Here is an 18,814-nt window from a genome sequence, read left to right on the forward strand (position 1 = left end):
ATTACATCCAAAATTACACCTTTAATATTTTCCAATTTTTACATAAAAACTAATTCATTTACGCATATTAATAAAAATTTTAACGCGAGGTGTGTATATGCAAAAAGCAATTAGTTTCTTTCTCCTTTTGTTTTGCTTAATTGTAGTAAACGAAACGTATGCCTATTCACCAAAATCTTTACCAATCTCTCAAAACTCTGATCAATGGCAAGTAAATATTGATAAACCGAAAAAAACAAACAAGAATATGCTTCAAGCTAAAAAAGATGAATTTCAAACATATCATTTTTCAGTAAAGAATGTCGGGAATAGTGAAGTATATAATGTAAACGTCGAAGTATTCCGCAACGAACCAAATAAGAAAACGAAATATGAACTCTTTTCCCTAAAGGAAAGTCGTTTGGCAAGTGGAAAAACTGGATTTGAACACGCTAATTTACCCGTTGCTACAAAAGCAGATGAAGTTGATGTTATTATTACATGGCAAGAACACCCATTCCGATCGATGCGAAATGGTCAAAAAGTTGAATCTAGAAAATTTAAAGAGCATTTTGTTTTTAAAGAAGCTAAAAAGTAAATGGGATACGGATATATTCACACTATCATTGATATAGCTTTATTTACTAGTACCAGTTCGTAAGCAAATTAAAAAGTCGTGGCTTATAAATGCCACGACTTTTTATATTAATTCGTACTAATGCCTCTCGCTGCCCAAATGCGATCGATATCAGCAGCATGTTGTCCGCCATATAAAAGAGCATCCGCTTGCTTAATCGCTTTTGCTCCATCACTGAATTTAGAGTTTGGTGTTAATGACCAGTGCGATTGTAAAATAATTTTCGTTGCTACATCACGTCCAAATGCTTGTGCCATTTCATATTGGCCTTGTGCCCAAATTTCCCCATCATCATGTACCTCATTTGTAATATCATTCGGATACACTTTATTCGTATCTAATCGGCGTAAGCACGTCGGATCTGAACTAGAATAAGCAGTCGCATCCCATTCTCCAACACATGCTTTACCATATCCAGTAGTCGATACTGCATCTTCATATGTAGCACCTAAGAAGTCGCCAAATCCTTCTCCCATCGCTCCACCTTCTGCTGAACTACCAAAGCCAGGAACTTGGTTATCTTGAATCGAATGCCCATACTCATGTGCGATAATACCAGCATCTTCTGCATCATCAACACCGCCAGTACCGAAAGTTAAAGCTTTTGTTGATGGAGAATAGAATGAGTTATCATCAGTTGTACCATTAACATTCACTTTTATCGAACGGTTATTAATATTTTTAAAACCTAGACTTTGAATGTAACGTTGCAATGTGTCGATATGATAGTACGACATAACATCTTCAAAGCTATCATTTGCGCGTGTATAGTTAAATTGTAAATTCGTAGATTTTGTTTTCGCTTTTGAAGAAATCGTTACATATTCTCCAATTAAAAATCCTGTTCCATCTAAACCTTTTAACGTAACAGTTTTCAGTTGGTTCGTTAGAGCTGTTGAATCTGCATCGTTATTATCTTTTAAGCCTACTTTACTACCGCTAGATACGACTGGGTTAGGTAAAAATACTTTTCCTGACCCTTCAGCTTTTCGGTTTATATCAACCTTTTTAATTAACTTTCCATTTTCTGCATCAATAAATGTTTCCCATGCACCAAATGGATTATTAGAATGGACTACAACTTTATATACTGGACGAGCAATTCCTTCTTCAACAATATATCCGAACTCTTTATCTGTAGGAGCCCATAAATTTTGCTCACTTGCTTCTCCAACATACGCCATTGATTTTTGTATTGCATCTTTTTCACTAATTTTTGTCGTTACTTCCTTCACACCTGTAACAGGCTGATAATCAGAAACAGCGAGTACTCCCTTTCCCTCTCCGTTAAGCGTAACTGTTATTTGTTTTGAAAATACAGGTGCACCATTAACAACTTGTTGGAACCTAACATATGAAGCTACTGACGTTTCTGTTGTAGAAATATATTGCAAGTCTGAAAGATCTGTTTTCAATCCATACTGCGCAGCATTTTCTTTTAAATATTCAGTTGCTTTTTTCTGTGGCGAATAAGCTTCTAACTTTACTTGCTGTTGTTTTTCCAATGCCGAAACCGTAGAAATCGTCCCCATTACTAACGGCACGGTCATTGCCATTGCCACCATTTTTTTATTAAACATAGAACCACTCCCCCTAATAAAGTAGCTCAACCTTATCCCATTACCACTAGGCAATCATTCCCCGCAAAATGGATGGATAAAAATTGAATCTACGAGTAATTCTCTATGAACACTTCTATTACCTTTCCATTTAGGGTAAGTGAAATTTTCTCAATATTTATGTGTAAAGTGAACACAATACTTTAGAAAGAAATTTCTAAATCCATTCCTTATCCCTAAAGCTTTTCATATTACTGTTTAAAAAAATAGACTATTTTTTACCTAACGGTAGGTTGAAAAAATCACTTGTAAGTGATACGATTTAAATAACCTTTTTTTAGGAGGATCTATATGAGTAAAAGTGAAGAAACACTCTCTTCAATAATGGAAGCAAGTTATCGCCTTTTTGCTACGTACGGTATTGTTAAAACAACTTATACGATGATTGGTGAGGAGGTTGGTATCGCAAAACCATCTATATATTACTACTTTAAGTCTAAAGATGCTTTAATTGAATGTATTTTTACTGAATTATGTAAAGCTATGCAGTTCTCTTCTTATTTCCATACAGAAGAGTTTACAAAATCAAATTTTATTGAAAAATGTATTGCAATTGGCCTTAAAATAATTGATGAACAGCGAAACGACCCTTATTTTAACCGAGTGTTACAAGAATATGTATTACTATCTTCAAGAAACAAGATGTACAAAGATCGATTACTAACTGTGCAAACAGAATACTTACATGGATTTGAAGTACTCCTTACAAAAGCAAATGAACTTCAATTAATTGAAAATAAAAATCTAGTTTCAAAAGCTCATATGTTAGCATTAGTGCTTGATAATATCGGAAATTTTATGATGATTGATGCAAAGATAGATTATAAACAAATTTGGATTGAAGCTGTAAATAACACTTTTGAAAGAAGGGGTTGAAGTGAATACAAAAAAACGCATTATCGGCTTAGATTTTGCTAGAGCTTGGGCGATGTTTGGTATGCTACTTGTTAATTTCATGGTGATAACAAGTGCAGAAGGAAATGGTCCCCCTTTTTTAATAACCTTCATGTCACTATTTGAAGGTAGAGCCTCTGCTTTGTTTGTTATACTTGCTGGCATCGGTATAACTTTAATGACTAGGTCAGCCGTTGCTAGCAATGAACAAATAAAAATTTCTAATAGCCGAAAGACCATATGGAAACGATCACTTTTCTTATTTATTTTAGGATTACTACTATATGTAATGGAGTGGACTGGGGATATATTACACTACTATGGTGTTTACCTTTTCGTTGCTGCATTACTCATGACAGTACGCAAAAAACTATTACTTTTTCTTTCTATCATTATTTTATTGTTCGCACAATCTCTTCAGCTTACTTTCAATACTTTCGAGGGTTGGGTAGGTCCAACTCCATTTATAAATTATGTAGACTTCTGGACAATAAAGGGTTTTCTTCGCAACTTATTCTTTAATGGCTATCACCCTATTTTCCCTTGGTTCTCGTTCTTCTTAATCGGTATGTTAATTGGCAGGTTAGATCTTCATAATAAAAAAATAAAAAAAAGATTACTCTTACTCGGTATTACAATCACAATATTGACAGAACTTTTATCAAAAGGACTTACACACTTTTTTATTCCATACATCGGCAGAGAGACCGCCACATTTTTATTTAATACAGGACCCATCTTACCAAATGTATTATATATTTTATCTGCTACAGGATCCTCTATTGCTATATTAATCATTTGCCTCTATATCGCTGAAAAATATAGAAATAATTGGTTTGTCACTTCCATTGTGCAAACAGGACAATTAACATTAACTCATTATGTCAGTCATGTATTTATCGGTATTGGGACATTAATTCTATTAAATAGAATGGAAAATCAATCACTACTATTCGTTTTATTATTTGCTACTGCATTTTTCATTTTCAGCATTTTAATTAGTGTGTTATGGAGAAAAAATTTTTCTAGAGGTCCTATCGAATGGATTATGAGGAAATTAGCCGGATAAATTTCCATCATACAAAAAGGAAGTTGGAATCATTCCAACTTCCTTTTCCTTTAATGAGCCGCGCTTAATTTAATTCGAACTTTCGTTTCACCTAAAGAAAGTTCATCGTCTTCGTTCGTTAAGTGACCAAATGTAAATTGTTTAACGAGTAAGTTTTCTTCCAATAAATCTTTATGGTTCGTTAACGTTCGCTGTAGCTCTACTTCTGTATCAAGAATAACATCGACTCGTAAATTAACTGGTAAATTCAACTGTTTACGATATTCTTGAACCGCACGAATGAATTCACGCGCTACTCCTTCTTGCAACAATTCTTCCGTTACATTCGTATCTAACATAACTGTATATTGTCCGTTAGTCGTATTAGAGAATCCTGATTTTGCAACTTTCTCAACTAGCACATCTTCAGCAGTTACAACTACTTCTTCTCCTGGTGTTGCTTCGTAAACTGCTCTTCCTGTTGATACAAAGTTTTGTACTTCTTCTTGTGATAATTGTTTTAGCCAACCATTCACTGCATTCACATTTTTACCGAATTTCGGCCCCGCTGTTTTAAAATTAAGCTTCAATTGATATGATGTGTATTTTGTTTCATCGAGTTCAACATGGAATGCTTTTACATTTAACTCATCCATAACGATATCACGATAAGATTCCCAATCCATATCATTCTCGTTATGCTCAAGTAATACAAGTTCTGCTAGCGGCTGTTTTACTTTTAAAGAATGCTGATTACGGTTACTTCTTCCAAGTTCAACAACTTGTAAAACAGCATCCATTTCCGCTTCTAATTTCGGCTGAAGTAGTGATTCATTTACAACTGGATAATCGGCTAAATGAACGCTGCTTCCTTCTAAATTCAGATGAATGTCTTCCGCGACAAATGGTGTAAATGGTGCAATTAATTTACTAATTGTTACAAGTACTTCATAAAGTGTCTCATACGCAGCTGCTTTCTCAGCGTTCATACCAGATTCCCAGAAACGATTACGTGAGCGTCTTACATACCAGTTACTCACTTCATCTACAAGTGTTGCAATTTCACGAGCTGCATTCGTAAATTGATAATCATCAAGTCCAGTTCTCACTTTTTTCGTTGTACTATGCAACCTTGATAATACCCATTCGTCTAATTTTGTAAACTTTACATCATACTTTTCTTTCGGATTATACTCATCTAAATTTGCATATAAAACGTAGAAGCTATACACATTGACTAATGTATCTACAAATTTAGATTTCGCTTCCAGTACTGTTCTTTCAGAAAAACGCTTCGCATTCCACGGGGCACTATCAACAAGTAAAGCCCATCTTAGCGCATCTGCACCAAACTTATCTACTAAATCAACTGGGTCTAGTGCATTCCCTTTACTTTTAGACATTTTCTGTCCTTCTTCATCTAAAACATGCCCTAATGATAACACTCGTTTATACGGTACTTTTCCTGTATATAGTGCTGAGACTGCTAATAAACTATAAAACCAGCCGCGTGTTTGATCAATTCCTTCTGCAATAACATCCGCTGGAAACTGCTCTTCAAATAACTCTTTATTTTCAAATGGGTAATGATATTGTGCAAATGGCATAGAACCACTATCAAACCAAACATCAATTACTTCTGGTGTACGATTCATTGTTCCTCCGCATTTCTCGCAGCACACTTGCACTTCATCTACATACGGCTTATGCAATTCCAAATCTTCCGGTGTTTCTTTCGTACTATGCTTTCTTAATTCGGCAATGCTCTTCGGTGCGAACTGATGATTACAACTTTCACATTCCCACACGTTTAATGGTGTTCCCCAATATCTATTTCGGCTAATATTCCAGTCCACCATATTTTCTAAAAACTTACCAAAACGTCCATGTTTCATATGATCCGGATACCAAGTAACAGAATCATTATTTTGTAAAAATGTATCTTTAATTGCAGTTGTTCGGATTAACCAACTTTCTCCTGCATAATAAAGTAGTGGTGAATCACAACGCCAGCAATGCGGATAGCTATGTTCATATTTTTCTTTATGATACAGTAAACCTTCCTTCGCTAAATAACGAACGATATCCACGTCACAATCTTTTACAAATCTCCCTTTCAAAAATGGTACCGCTTCTGTATACTCACCTTTTTCATCTACAACGTGCAAGAATGACAATCCTTCACTTTGAACGACTCTATAATCGTCCTCTCCATATGCTGGAGCAATATGAACAAGTCCTGTACCACTATCTCCCGTTACAAAATCTGCTGCAATAACGCGGTAACCATTTGTAACTTCTTTCATCGGAAATGGCGCTGTATAAGATGTGTTTAATAATTCTTCGCCTTTATGAACAGATAATACTTCATAGTTCTCTTTTAATACTTCTTGTACACGTTCTTTCGCAACAATATATACATGACCTTCTTGTTTTGCTTTAACGTATTCCATATTTGGATGGACAGCAAGCGCAACGTTTGCTGGAAGTGTCCAAGGTGTCGTTGTCCAACCTAAGAAATACTCATTTTCACTATCTTTCACTTTAAACTTCACAGTTGCACTTAAATCTTTTACTGTTTTATACCCTTGTGCAACCTCATGTGAGCTCAATGAGGTTTGGCAGCTTGGGCAGTATGGTGAAACTCTATGTCCTTTATATAACAATCCTTTTTCATGGATTGTCCCCAAAATATTCCATACACTTTCGATATATGGATTCTTTAAAGTTACATATGGATCATCCATATCTACCCAATAACCAATACTTTCAGTGAATTCACGCCACTGCTTCTCATATGTGAAAACACTCTCTTTACACTTTTGAATAAATGGTTCAATGCCATATTCTTCGATCTCATGTTTACCAGAAATACCAAGTTGCTTCTCAACGCCTAATTCTACAGGTAAACCATGTGTATCCCATCCCGCTTTTCTTAACACTTTATAACCAGCCATCGTTTTATATCTTGCTACTAAGTCTTTAATTGTTCGTCCAAGTGCATGACCTACATGCGGTAGTCCGTTCGCCGTTGGTGGTCCTTCATAAAATACGAAAGACTGTGCGCCTTCTCGATTCTGAATTGATTGTTCGAAAATATTTTGTTCGTTCCACTGTTTGCGAATTCGCATTTCTCTTCCTACAGCTGATTCTTTTACATCTACTTTTTCCATATACAATCACTCCTTTGAATATTTTAAAGCACACAAAAAACCCGTCCCTATAAAGTAGGGACGGGTTTACCCGCGATACCACCCTAATTCTATTAGCTTTTTCACTAATAGCACTTAGCAACGTACTATCATACGTGTTCTTTGTAACGGTAGACATCCGTCCGGGCTTACTTACTTTCAGCCTCGGCTCCTCGGAGATGATTTTCAAATAACGTCTGCACACCGGCTTTCAGCAATATACCGGCTCTCTGGAGAACAGCTCACTATTTTACTCTTTCTCGTCTTCAGATTTGTATACTTTGTTAAAAGTTATTTTATGCCATTTAGCAACTAATTGTCAACTAATTCAAAATATATCCTTATCTTTTTCCCCTATTCTTATACAATTACTTTTCAAATTCTCGCAATGCTGCTAAATTTTCGTCATCCTCAATAAGTTCAACAAAGAATCCCGAGTCATCCTCACGAAGGACAATTTCAAGCTCTTCCTTCGCCTCTTCATTTCTATTTAACTGTGCTAAATAACAAGCACGATCATATCTTGCTAACAAATCACTTGCATCCATTGTTAATACTTCATTTGTTATTTTTTCTGCCTTTAGTGTTTGGCCGGCACCATGATATGAAGACGCTAAAGAAAGAAGAATTACTGTTTCATTTGGATGATGTATAGAAGCATTTTCTAATACTTGAATTGCCTCTTCAAACCTTTCTTGACTTTGATATATTTCTCCTAAAGCAAGAAATGCTCTACTTACAAACGGTGTTTGCTCTGTTAATTGTAAGATAATCTTTTCTGCTTTTCTTTCTTCCCCTGCTTTAAAGAATACTTGTGCTTGCAGAAGAAGAGTATCATAATCATCTGGTAGTTCTCGAACCATTTGTTTCGTTAATTCCAAAGCATCTCTTAACATATCTTCTTCCTCGCACTCAACGAAAAGATTTACAAGTTGCTTCGCTACGTCATAATCCCATTTATTTTCTAGTGACGTGTGCAGAATCTCTATTGCTTCTTTATTCATCTCTACATTCTCATAAAATAGCGCAAATCGCTGTGCTGCCATACTATTTTTCGGATTTAACTTTAAAGAGATTTCATATAAATCAATTATCATAGTAACCATTGAAATTTCTTTCGCACGATTTTTCATACGATAAAAAGCTCTCGTAATGATAGATCGTTTCGGCTGTTCATGCAGCTGGCGTTCAATCCATATTTCCGTAACCGCAGCTGCAGCATACATGAATGCTGCACTTCTTTCTGCTTTTTTCACCTTTAATGTATGAAGAAAATCTCGTATGTTAGACAATTTTTTATGTTGCTCTACTGCTTTTACATAAACATCAAATATACGTTCATTATCAAAATCTTTTTGTATTACTTTCATTGCAACTTCAATTGCTTTTACATTTCTTTTTTTCACTAATACTTTTGCATAATGATATAGTACTTCTATATGCTCACCATCTAATTGTAGCGCGTATTCAATCTGTGCTTGTTCTTTATCTGTTTCATTCATCGCTCCGTACACATATGCAATCGCATCTAAACGCCATATTTCAGGTACTTCGTCCGCTAATTGTTCTAGTTCAATCAGCAATTCTTCCTGAAGGTTCATTTCTACTGAAAGCTGTGCCAAATATTCCATATTAATATGCAACGGCTCTTCTTTCATCGCCTGAACCATATGACTTTGTTCTTTAGAACGGTTTTCTTCTTTTTCGTATATTTCCGCAAGCTGTAAATGTACACCTACGAAATTCCCATCAAGCTCTAAACATGTTTCATACGCCTGCTTTGCTTCCGTCAATTGCCCTAATGCCATAAGTGTTTCGCCAATTCGGTAATACGGTAATGCCGTTTCCATTTGTTCTATCGCCTTATTATATCTTTTCATCGCTTGGCCGTACTGTCCAATAGATTCATACAAAATACCTGCATAACAACCGTACTCACTTACTTCATTTCTTTCTTTGTGTAACGTTCTTAAAAATGCTATACCTCGTTGTACAAATTCCGTTCCTTTAATTCGATTCACATATTCATCTAACGCACTTGCTACATTATAATCACTTTTCTTTATACCATTTTCTAACTTAGATAGCGCTACTTTAAATCCTTCTTCATTTCCACCAAGTTCAATTTCAGCATCCCATAAAACCATTCCTGCATTCATGAGGAAATCTTGGCTCTTTTCAATTTGCTTCTCAAGACCAAGAATATATTCTTTTGCTTCCTTATATTGTTCTCTTGCCATATAAACTTGTGTAAGTCCGAAGTGAGAATAAACATCCTCATCATTTTCTTCTAAAGCACGCTTATACAATACTTCTGCTTCTTCCAAGCTATCATTTTGAAAATGATAGTCACCTAATTTTACGTAAAGAGGTGCTTTATCATCACAATTCTCAATACCGTTTAATAAAATTTCTTTCGCACTTTCCTCATCCTTCAAATCAGATTCGTATATTTCCGAAAGTTTCGTATAAATGTAAGGTGCATTACTATCCAAATGAATCGCTACTTTAAGCCCTTTTATTGCTAAATATAATTTCCCTAGTTGATGTGCACATCTCGCTCGTTCATACCATACATGCGCTTCATATTTATACTCTTTTAACAAGTCATTAAAGATTTCATATGCTTCTTCATATCTTTCTAAATCTATTAATATTAAACCGTGATTTGTTAAAGTGAACCTTTCAGGACTACGCTCTAACGCAACTTGAGAGTATTGCAATGCTTTTTCAGATTGATCAATATACATATAGGATAAAGCGAGAAAACTCCAAGCAATAGGCTGATCTGCGTCTAATTGTAACGATGAACGAAAGCTTGAAATCGCTTCTAGATAACTTTCCTGTTCAAACGCATATCTTCCGTTTATTAAATGATATAAAGCACGATTATTTTTCTTCTCAACGCTTGTCAGCATTTGCTCCGCTTTCTCTACTTCTTGAAGACGAATAAAACACTGTGCACCATGCAATTTAACAAAGTCCGAGTTCGGAAACTTTTCCATTAACTTATCGATACAATATAAAATAAATTCTTTATCTACTTCAACATCTAAGTGCTTTATCGTATATAACCACGTATTTGGATTATCACTCGTTTCTTTTAAAAATTGTACTAAGTTACTAATTCCCTCTTTGTCATGTTCATCTAAATGATCCGTAAGAGAAAAAATAGATTTAAAGTAACGATTTTCTTCTTCACTTAGAAACGCTAGTTGCTCCTTCTTTTCTTTCGGAACAAACGTGATTGCTAAACAGCCTGTATAACGATATTTTTCTTGTAATTTACTATATTCCACAAGAACTGGTTCTATAAAGTTTGGATCTTGAACATAGAAAGCTTGCAATGTATCATCATATCCAGATAGAACTTGTACGTGTGAAGCATGCTCAATATCTATACTTAATAAAACAGGAATTCCTTCGTCAATCAGTCTCTTATAATTCTCTTCATTCCCTTTAAAATAACGATATTCATAACCTAATTCTTCTAAATAAGAAACAGTATCTGAAAACTTCGAACCTGTCATATCAAAAATAAACTCTGCTATTTCATCTTGTGTACGTTTCTCTCCCCATATACGCAACATCATCTCTAAACTTGTCGGAACACAATAATTATCCTTTTGTACAATAGGAACTATCGGCAAGTGAACCTTTTTTCCATCCGGATTTTTTTCTAAATTATGATATAAAGATTCTTTTAAACTCTTTTCTTCTTTTAATAGTTTTTGTAAATCTGCAAATTTATTCATTTTGTACAGTGCTTCTGCACGTAAATGTACAAAGTAAGTATTATAGGCATGATATGGCAGCTGAGTATTTATGTTATCTATTACCGCTAACATCTCTTCATATTGCTCTAAATCTAATAAATACTTTATCTTCTCAAAATGAAAATATGGTACTTGTGGGAATTTTACAATCGCATCATCGATTAACTGTATCGCGCGCTTTTGTTCTCCTTTATTCGCATACAATTGTGATAATAAATAGGTAGATAACTCTTCACAATCTTCATGCTGCATGCCAGCAATAAATTGTTCTTCCGCTTTCTCCCATTCACCTGTATGCATATAAACGTAGCCCCATTTATCAAACACTGCGCGTGCACTGTACTCCTCTGCTTTTTGCATATACATTAACGCTTCTTCGTTTCGTTTCATTTCTAAAAGACATCGTACTAACGTAAAATATGTTTTCGCTAAAAAATCTGCATCTATTTCTTCTTTACTTAACTCTTCTAAAGAAGATTTTAACAACTGCTCTGCTTCAAGAATTTTCCGCTCATCAATTAACTCATCACAATATAAAGAGAGCGTTCTCATATTTGGGAATTTTTTATAAGCGTAACGAATGAGGAATGAACTGTATTGGTGCATAAGCCCTTCATCAGTAAGGCGAATTAATATATCGAACTCCTTATGCGAAGGAATATTGGCAAGCCAATTCTTCACATAGGATAAAGTATTCGTTTCTTTTATATATGCAATTTCATTATTTATTTCCTGTAATCCATCTACAAATCTCTTGTCTTTTAAACAAGTTTCTAACTGCTTAAAATCTAGCATGCATTCACCTCGAATTTATATTTAAACTGCTACTTGCTTAGATTTTACACACCATATAGTATGTATTCAACTAAAATCTCTTATAATAGATGTTATTAATTAATATTATTCAAATTTATAACAAAATATAGTAAAAATGATTGTTTTTCTCCGTATTTTGTTTAATTATATGGAATAACGTAACATGCGGTTTTAATCTTGTAGAAGCTGAAATTAGTACATAAAATTATATCGGCGATAATTCAAATATATCAGCGATTCTTTCATTTTATCGGCGATTTTCAAATTATATCGACCGATTCTTAACATATATCAGCGATTATATGTCGAATATCGACTTATCGACATTAAACGACAAGCCTTATACATCATACCTTTTAACAAACTATGTCACCAAATGTAATTTTCATATTGGGAGCGTATACAAAAGAAGAATACACATGAAATATTTTAAAAAATCGTAGTTCAGCTTCATATTGAGCTAGCGCATTATCATATGTTAATCCTCTGGCTATTAAACGTTCTACAAATTGTTGCTTATCACCCGGATCACCTGCAATCCCCTCTTCTTTTAATGATTGATACAAATCGTTTTTATCATTGTGATGCATATTTGAATCTAAAAAGTTCACTTTATCGCTTACTCTACATTCAATATTTTTCACACCTAATTCACTTAAATATATCGGTATTTTCATGCCTATATTGCCATCTTTACCATTTCTTTGCGTATCACTTTCAAATAATTTCTGCAAAACACCTAGCTGAATAAATTCCGATTGTTTCTCCCCATCTAGTAAATAAGAAGCCATATTAGAAATCCAATGTGGTTCAAAACAGATTATTTTCCCGCCTCCTTTTATATACAAAACTAAAGTTCTCTATATAATAGCCGTATTCCTACACTTTTCTTAAAACTTCAAAGCAAAAAAGCTAGTGTATTTTTAATAATACACTAGCTTTTTATTTGGAAGAAAAATTTAACAAGTACAATCACAATCAAAACAATCCGTACAGTCTAAATCGTCACAATCTGCTTTTCTCTTTCTTTTGTTTCTCTTAAGATAATAATACAGTAGCCCAAACAATAGTATACAAATAACAAAAGCTATTATTGCTTCTGTATACTTATTTTGAATCATAAAACCAATTCCACTTCCACCTGAAATAAAAATTAGAATTAAGTAAATCCAGAACATCTATGTAAATACCTCCATTACTATATATCTTAAGATAATATCCATATAACACTAGAGGAAATGAATAATCCCATACCATTACCGCTTAATACACCAGTAGTTATTCTTAGCAAATTTGAGCTACTTCTCCATTTCCACTTTTGGGTGAACCCATCGATAAGTAACGGAATTTGAGCAAAAAATGATAGTATGATTGCCAAAAGAAATGAAGGTGTCATATAAAAATAAATTGGAAACATTAAAATACCAATAAGCATGCCTGTACAACGCGCACATAAAGGTATGTACTTTTGTAGTTTAAAAAAACTCCTATCTAATCTTCTATGACAAGGAATTTGTAAAATAAAAGTTCGAATCAATATGAATCACCCTCTCTAAAAAGATTTTAATTGATTTTGCAAAAAAAATATATATTCAATAAAAAAACAAACCAGGTTTATACTAGACCCAGTTTGTCAGTTTACTACTATGTTACATCTCCTCAGGTGCCTCCACCCCAAGTAAACGTAATCCTTCTTTTAATACAACCGTCACAGCATAAACCAATGCGAGTCTGCTGTCTTTTTCTTCGCTCTCTTCTAATATACGAACATTACCGTAATATTTATTGAATGATTGTGCTACATCTAATATATATTTCGAAATAATAGATGGCTCATTTTTATTGAAAGCTGCTTCAATTACTTGAGGGAATTTATTAAGTAATTTTACGACACTCCAGCTATAATCATCTTTTAAAGCAAACGTACATGTTTCAAATTCTACACTTTCTTTTCTTAAAATAGAGCAAGCACGTGCATGTGTGTACTGTACGTAAGGTCCTGTTTCTCCTTCAAATTTCAGCATATTTTCTAATGAGAATTCGATATTATGCATACGCTCATTTTTTAAATCGTGGAAGATGACTGCACCAACACCGACTTGCTTTGCTACTTCTTCTTTCTGTTTTAAGTTTGGATTTTTCTCTTCAATATTTTGTTTTGCAAGTTCGATTGCTTCTTCGAGTACTTCTTCAAGCAAAATAACTCTTCCTTTACGTGTCGACATTTTCTTACCATCTTTTAAAATGAAGCCAAACGGTACGTGTTCCATACCATCAACCCAAGTATAGCCAAGTTTTTTTAATACGGTGAAAAATTGATTGAAATGTAAGCTTTGTTCTGGACCAACAACATATAGCGCTTTATCAAACCCATAAGTGTTTTGACGATATAAAGCTGCCGTTAAATCACGCGTTGCATAAATCGTCGCACCATCTGATTTTCTAATTAAACAAGGCGGCATTCCTTCTTCTTCTAAATTAACGACTAATGCACCTTCTGATTCTTCAAGCAACTCATGTTCTTCTAAAATCCCAATAAAATCTTCCATTAAATTATTATAAAATGCTTCTCCCTGAAAATTAGTAAATTCTACGCCGAGAAGTTCATAAATGCGAGAAAATTCTTTAAGGGACTCATGACGGAACCAATTCCAAAGCTCTACCGCTTCTTCATCACCTTCTTCTAATTTCTTAAACCAAGCACGTCCTTCTTCCTCTAGTTCTTCGTCGTCTTTTACCTCTTCATGGAATTGGACATATAACTTAAATAGCTCACGTATTGGATCTTCTTTAACTACTGCTTCATTTCCCCATTTTTTATAAGCCGTAATTAACTTTCCAAACTGTGTTCCCCAATCTCCTATATAATTAATCCCTACAACTTCATAACCACATTTTGCAGCGATATGTTTCAGCGAATTTCCTATCATTGTAGAACGTAAATGCCCCATCGAAAAAGGTTTCGCGATATTAGGAGAGGAATAATCAATTACTACTGTTTTTTCACAGCCAAAGTGGTTTTGACCGAACTCTTCTTTCTCCGCTAAAACTGTTTTTAATACTGCATCACTTACAGTTTCACGATTGAAAAATACATTTACATAAGGACCAACGGCTTCTACTTTCGTAAAAAACGGATCATTGAATTTCTCAGCAACTTCCTTTGCGATAAGAGCTGGTGCTTTTTTATATTGCTTCGCTAATGAAAAGCATGGGAACGCTGCATCTCCAAATTCATCTTGTTTCGGTGTTTCAATTAAATCTAAAATTTGTTTTTGCGTTAATTCATTCGTGAAAATATTAGATAAACTTTCCACAAACTGCATGTTATAATCCATGATACAACCTCCTTATTTTTTAAAACACAAAAAACTCGTCTCTAAAAAGAGACGAGTTTTAACCCGTGGTACCACCCTTGTTGTTCGTTACGAACCACTTTCCCGTTTATAACGAGGACAGGGGGCCTCGGCTTTCTCTACTATTCGTTCAAGAAGCATCTCCGAAGTGCGCTTCATCTTTTTCTTCCGTACTAGGCTCACACCATCCCTAGCTCGCTTTCCTTCTAAAAAAGACTACTCTCTTCATCACAGACAGTATATTTAATTAATTATTGCTTATTATACATCTTTTCAAACAATTAGCAAGGGTCAATTACACCAAAGTGAAACTTAGCACTTTTTCTTTTGTATACATAAAAATTGTGTTTTTCAAATCTAGAACTACGAAAATGATCTTTTAAAACGACACGTTTTCTCGCCACTCGTTTTGCCTCCGCAATTGTTTCGTCAGTAATATCATGATACAAAGCGAAGTGTTTTAATCCTTTAATTCCGTCGGATTCTATGACAGTTTCTTCAAACATCGGATCAAGGTAAACGACATCGTAACTATTGTCTTCACATTGCGCTAAAAATGAAAAATGCTCCGTTTTCTTTACTTGAATTCTTTGCATTGCTTCATCAATTTCAGAAACGGATGAAGACCATGTTTTCAAACCATTTTCCATAATATAAGCCATATACTCATTGCCTTCAAGTCCTGTTACTTTTCCGCTTTCACCAACAACATAACTAGCTACAATACTATCTGATGCCATCCCGAGCGTACAATCTAACACTGTCATTCCTCTCTCTAATTGCGTGGCTTGTACAAACGGATCGTGTTCTCCACGCATTAACCTTTTCACACGAAACATCGCTGAGTTCGGATGAAAGAAAAACGATTCTTCCGTACCTTTTGGATAAATAGCTAATCGGTTCTTCCCTACGACAAGCACATCTTGTTCATACTGCTCATGTAGCTTATGTACTGGTATGTCATTACGTTTAACGAATGAACGATTTAATTCTGCGGCTACCTGCTTTGCATAATCTGTCATTTCTTTATTCGTTCTTCCTGCTGTTGTTACGATCATTGTTTCACCTCTATATAAAGAAAAGAGGGAGATTTACTCTCCCCCTTCTTTAGCAATTCTTTTCGAAAGCTTGTTCTAAGTTCGTAATAATTTCGTCCATAGTTGCACCTTCAATTTCATGACGGTGAATGAAGTGAACAACTTCTTTTCCTTTTAATAATGCCATAGATGGTGAAGAGGGAGGAATTTCTCCGAAGTATTCACGCATTTTTGCAGTAGCATCTTTATCTTGACCTGCGAATACAGTTACAAGATGATCAGGTTGTTTTTCAGCACGAACAACCGCTTGACCTGCTGATGGACGTGCTAAACCAGCTGCACAACCACAAACAGAGTTTACAACTACTAAAGTTGTACCTGATGTATTTTCCATAAATTCTGTTACAGCTTCTTCTGTAGTTAACTCTTCAAACCCAGAACGCACTAACTCTTGGCGCATTGGGATTACCATTTGGCGCATGTATTCTTCATAAGCATTTGACATCTTGTAATCTCTCCTTCAACTTTCATTCCAAATTCATCATATCACGCTCTATTAATAGGTGCAAAAGAAAGATAACGATGATTTCATTTTTTTGTAGGGATTTCACAAACCCCACCGCGGCAATGTCCCACTGGAACAAGTTTTCTATTGTTAGCGATATAATCGTATACTTTACTTCCAAAACCAAGTACGATAGATAGCTTTATAAAAGGAACTGCAAACCAATAAGATGGAACGGCCTTTGCTAATACATCTATGCTCTGAATACCGTCATACCACTTATTATTTTTAAAAATATACAGTCTTTGTTCCATCTTACTTTGTAGTTCTTGAGAAAGCTCATACTTCTCAACTACATCTTCATTTCGAAATGAAACAAATTTCATCTTACCCTTTTTATCTAATTTTTTCGTACGTTCTGCAACGGCCGTACACATCGGACACCAACTATCATAGAAAACAATCATACATTATTCCCCTTTACGTGACTCCGTCATTTGTTTCCTTACAGAACCTTTTGCTTCTTCTCCGCCTTCAATACGCTCTAATGCTAGACGTGCTTGCATCGCTACTTCAAACTCTGGATCATCTTGCGCTGCTTTTAATGCTGGAATCGCACTTTCATCTCCAAGTTCAAATAAGAACATCGCTGCACGCCAGCGTACTAATTTACTTGGATCTTTCAGAGATTTAATCATAACGAACATCGCTGTCGGATCACCTACATCTGATAAACAATCTCCTGCAGTACGGCGAACACTTACAGAGCGATCTAACAACGCTTTATATAATAACGGTAATACTTCATCACCTTTTACCATACCTAAATACGCTGTTGCTAAGCGGCGTATTGAAACTTTTTCATCATCTAACGCCATCTTCAACACTGGAATATCTTCTTCAGTAGGATCCATTTGTTCTAATGCTGCAAAACGGTTTTTCCAGTCAGAATCTTTCATCATCTCTTCTGTTACTTTATATGGCTCACGCTTTTGAATCGTTACTTCAACAGCACCTGCTTGATTTAATAATTCTTTAACCGTTTCATTTACACGTTCTTCTGAATAAGCAGCAACAATCTCTTCCACTACTTCTTTCCCAATTTCTTCAAAATTACCGTAACGTGTACTTTGTTCTACCCATTTACGCTCTTTTACAACGTTTGGTGCAGACATTTGCACTTTCATAATTGATTCTTTAAAACGATCTGGTAAACCAACACGTTCTTCCGTCGTTCCATCTGTTAACTTTACTTGCATTGGAATTGTAAAGAACATTTGAACAAACACTTTCACTTCTCCAAAATGAGCAAGTTGTTGTTCTTCACTTTCTTCCAATACTTCTTCGCCGAAAACAGCACGAACTTGTTGTAATAAAACTTTCCAGTCATACTTCGCATTTCGCTCCACTGCTAAAAAGTCGGCTACATGATATACACCTTTAATGCCTTCAATTTTCAAAATTTCTTGCACTTGCATTGGTGCTTGTTCTTTATTTTCATTTGTATAATTATTACGCGCTCCTGATGGTAATACTTCATTCAAAATAACTTTCATTGTATTTGGACTTGGCGTCGGTTCAATTGCTTTAATCTTCACGTAAAAAACTCTCCTTTATTGCATGTTCTTAGCTGTATTGTAACATGTTATCACTCTATACTCCTACTCGGATGCTTAATTTTACTACTTTCTTCCCGCTACCATACTATTTCATTCTTTTTACATTTTAAATTAGGAACGGGATTTTAAAAGCTTTCGTTTCCGATGATTTTTATTTTTTATCCATTTCTTGAGGCATCGCCATTATTTTTGAAAAAAACACGCTAAACAAAAAAATATGTAAATAAGCTATCCATATGGATAGCTTATTTAGTCGGGTAAGCGGAGGGCATCGCTGCCCCCAACTCCCCTCAGAACCGTACGTGACAGTTTCCCATCATACGGCTCAAGCCTTCTT

General features: G+C 34.8%; 13 protein-coding genes, 1 pseudogene and 2 other annotated features. Of the genes and pseudogenes, 3 read left to right on the top strand and 11 right to left on the bottom strand.

Annotated elements, in window-relative coordinates; translation table 11 throughout:
• The first annotated feature begins 97 nt into the window (after positions 1-97).
• The gene (locus tag QO049_RS14460; protein WP_001167912.1) at positions 98-577 is read left to right on the top strand and encodes a hypothetical protein; all 480 of its coding nucleotides are present in this window, start codon (positions 98-100) and stop codon (positions 575-577) included.
• A 107-nt stretch (positions 578-684) separates the two neighbouring features.
• Here QO049_RS14460 and QO049_RS14465 read toward each other — a convergent pair whose 3' ends face one another.
• Positions 685-2,196, bottom strand: a complete 1,512-nt coding sequence (locus tag QO049_RS14465; protein ID WP_246962627.1) for a M36 family metallopeptidase — start codon at positions 2,194-2,196, stop codon at positions 685-687.
• Positions 2,197-2,526: 330 nt separating this feature from the next.
• Between QO049_RS14465 and QO049_RS14470 the strand changes: the two genes are divergently transcribed.
• Together QO049_RS14470 and QO049_RS14475 are read left to right on the top strand one after the other, a co-directional pair.
• Positions 2,527-3,111, top strand: coding sequence for a TetR/AcrR family transcriptional regulator (locus tag QO049_RS14470; RefSeq protein ID WP_097998220.1), 585 nt, complete (start codon positions 2,527-2,529; stop codon positions 3,109-3,111).
• Between the two features lies 1 nt (position 3,112).
• On the top strand, positions 3,113-4,198 hold the full coding sequence (locus QO049_RS14475) for a DUF418 domain-containing protein (RefSeq protein WP_246962625.1): 1,086 nt from the start codon (positions 3,113-3,115) through the stop codon (positions 4,196-4,198).
• A 50-nt stretch (positions 4,199-4,248) separates the two neighbouring features.
• On the opposite strand, the gene ileS is transcribed toward QO049_RS14475, so the two are convergent.
• From ileS to QO049_RS14525, 10 genes and pseudogenes are all read right to left on the bottom strand, one after another.
• Positions 4,249-7,350 (bottom strand): isoleucine--tRNA ligase, encoded by a 3,102-nt coding sequence (ileS, locus tag QO049_RS14480; RefSeq protein ID WP_246962623.1) that lies wholly within the window; start codon positions 7,348-7,350, stop codon positions 4,249-4,251.
• Between the two features lie 53 nt (positions 7,351-7,403).
• Positions 7,404-7,644, bottom strand: a binding site (T-box leader).
• Positions 7,645-7,736: 92 nt separating this feature from the next.
• Entirely contained in the window at positions 7,737-11,939 is a 4,203-nt protein-coding gene (locus QO049_RS14485; RefSeq protein ID WP_284489310.1) for a bacteriocin-processing peptidase family protein, read from the bottom strand.
• Between the two features lie 377 nt (positions 11,940-12,316).
• Positions 12,317-12,802: pseudogene (locus QO049_RS14490) on the bottom strand (class I SAM-dependent methyltransferase); the annotation flags it as partial.
• A gap of 117 nt (positions 12,803-12,919) precedes the next feature.
• The gene (locus QO049_RS14495) at positions 12,920-13,138 is read right to left on the bottom strand and encodes a hypothetical protein (protein ID WP_000498601.1); all 219 of its coding nucleotides are present in this window, start codon (positions 13,136-13,138) and stop codon (positions 12,920-12,922) included.
• Between the two features lie 29 nt (positions 13,139-13,167).
• Positions 13,168-13,497: a DUF2085 domain-containing protein gene (locus tag QO049_RS14500; protein WP_000621475.1), complete on the bottom strand. Its 330-nt coding sequence runs from the start codon at positions 13,495-13,497 to the stop codon at positions 13,168-13,170.
• 112 nt (positions 13,498-13,609) lie between these two features.
• Complete coding sequence (argS, locus tag QO049_RS14505; protein WP_246962619.1) at positions 13,610-15,298, bottom strand: arginine--tRNA ligase; 1,689 nt, start codon at positions 15,296-15,298, stop codon at positions 13,610-13,612.
• Positions 15,299-15,342: 44 nt separating this feature from the next.
• Positions 15,343-15,557, bottom strand: a binding site (T-box leader).
• 40 nt (positions 15,558-15,597) lie between these two features.
• Positions 15,598-16,374 (bottom strand): class I SAM-dependent methyltransferase, encoded by a 777-nt coding sequence (locus tag QO049_RS14510; protein ID WP_000637449.1) that lies wholly within the window; start codon positions 16,372-16,374, stop codon positions 15,598-15,600.
• 49 nt (positions 16,375-16,423) lie between these two features.
• Complete coding sequence (locus tag QO049_RS14515; protein WP_000063706.1) at positions 16,424-16,858, bottom strand: BrxA/BrxB family bacilliredoxin; 435 nt, start codon at positions 16,856-16,858, stop codon at positions 16,424-16,426.
• 83 nt (positions 16,859-16,941) lie between these two features.
• Complete coding sequence (locus QO049_RS14520) at positions 16,942-17,325, bottom strand: thiol-disulfide oxidoreductase DCC family protein (RefSeq protein WP_000634884.1); 384 nt, start codon at positions 17,323-17,325, stop codon at positions 16,942-16,944.
• Positions 17,326-17,328: 3 nt separating this feature from the next.
• Positions 17,329-18,456: a conserved virulence factor C family protein gene (locus QO049_RS14525; RefSeq protein ID WP_284489311.1), complete on the bottom strand. Its 1,128-nt coding sequence runs from the start codon at positions 18,454-18,456 to the stop codon at positions 17,329-17,331.
• Positions 18,457-18,814 lie beyond the last annotated feature (358 nt).

The organism is Bacillus sp. RB3 (assembly GCF_030164735.1).
GTDB classification, from domain to species: Bacteria; Bacillota; Bacilli; order Bacillales; family Bacillaceae_G; genus Bacillus_A; species Bacillus_A cereus.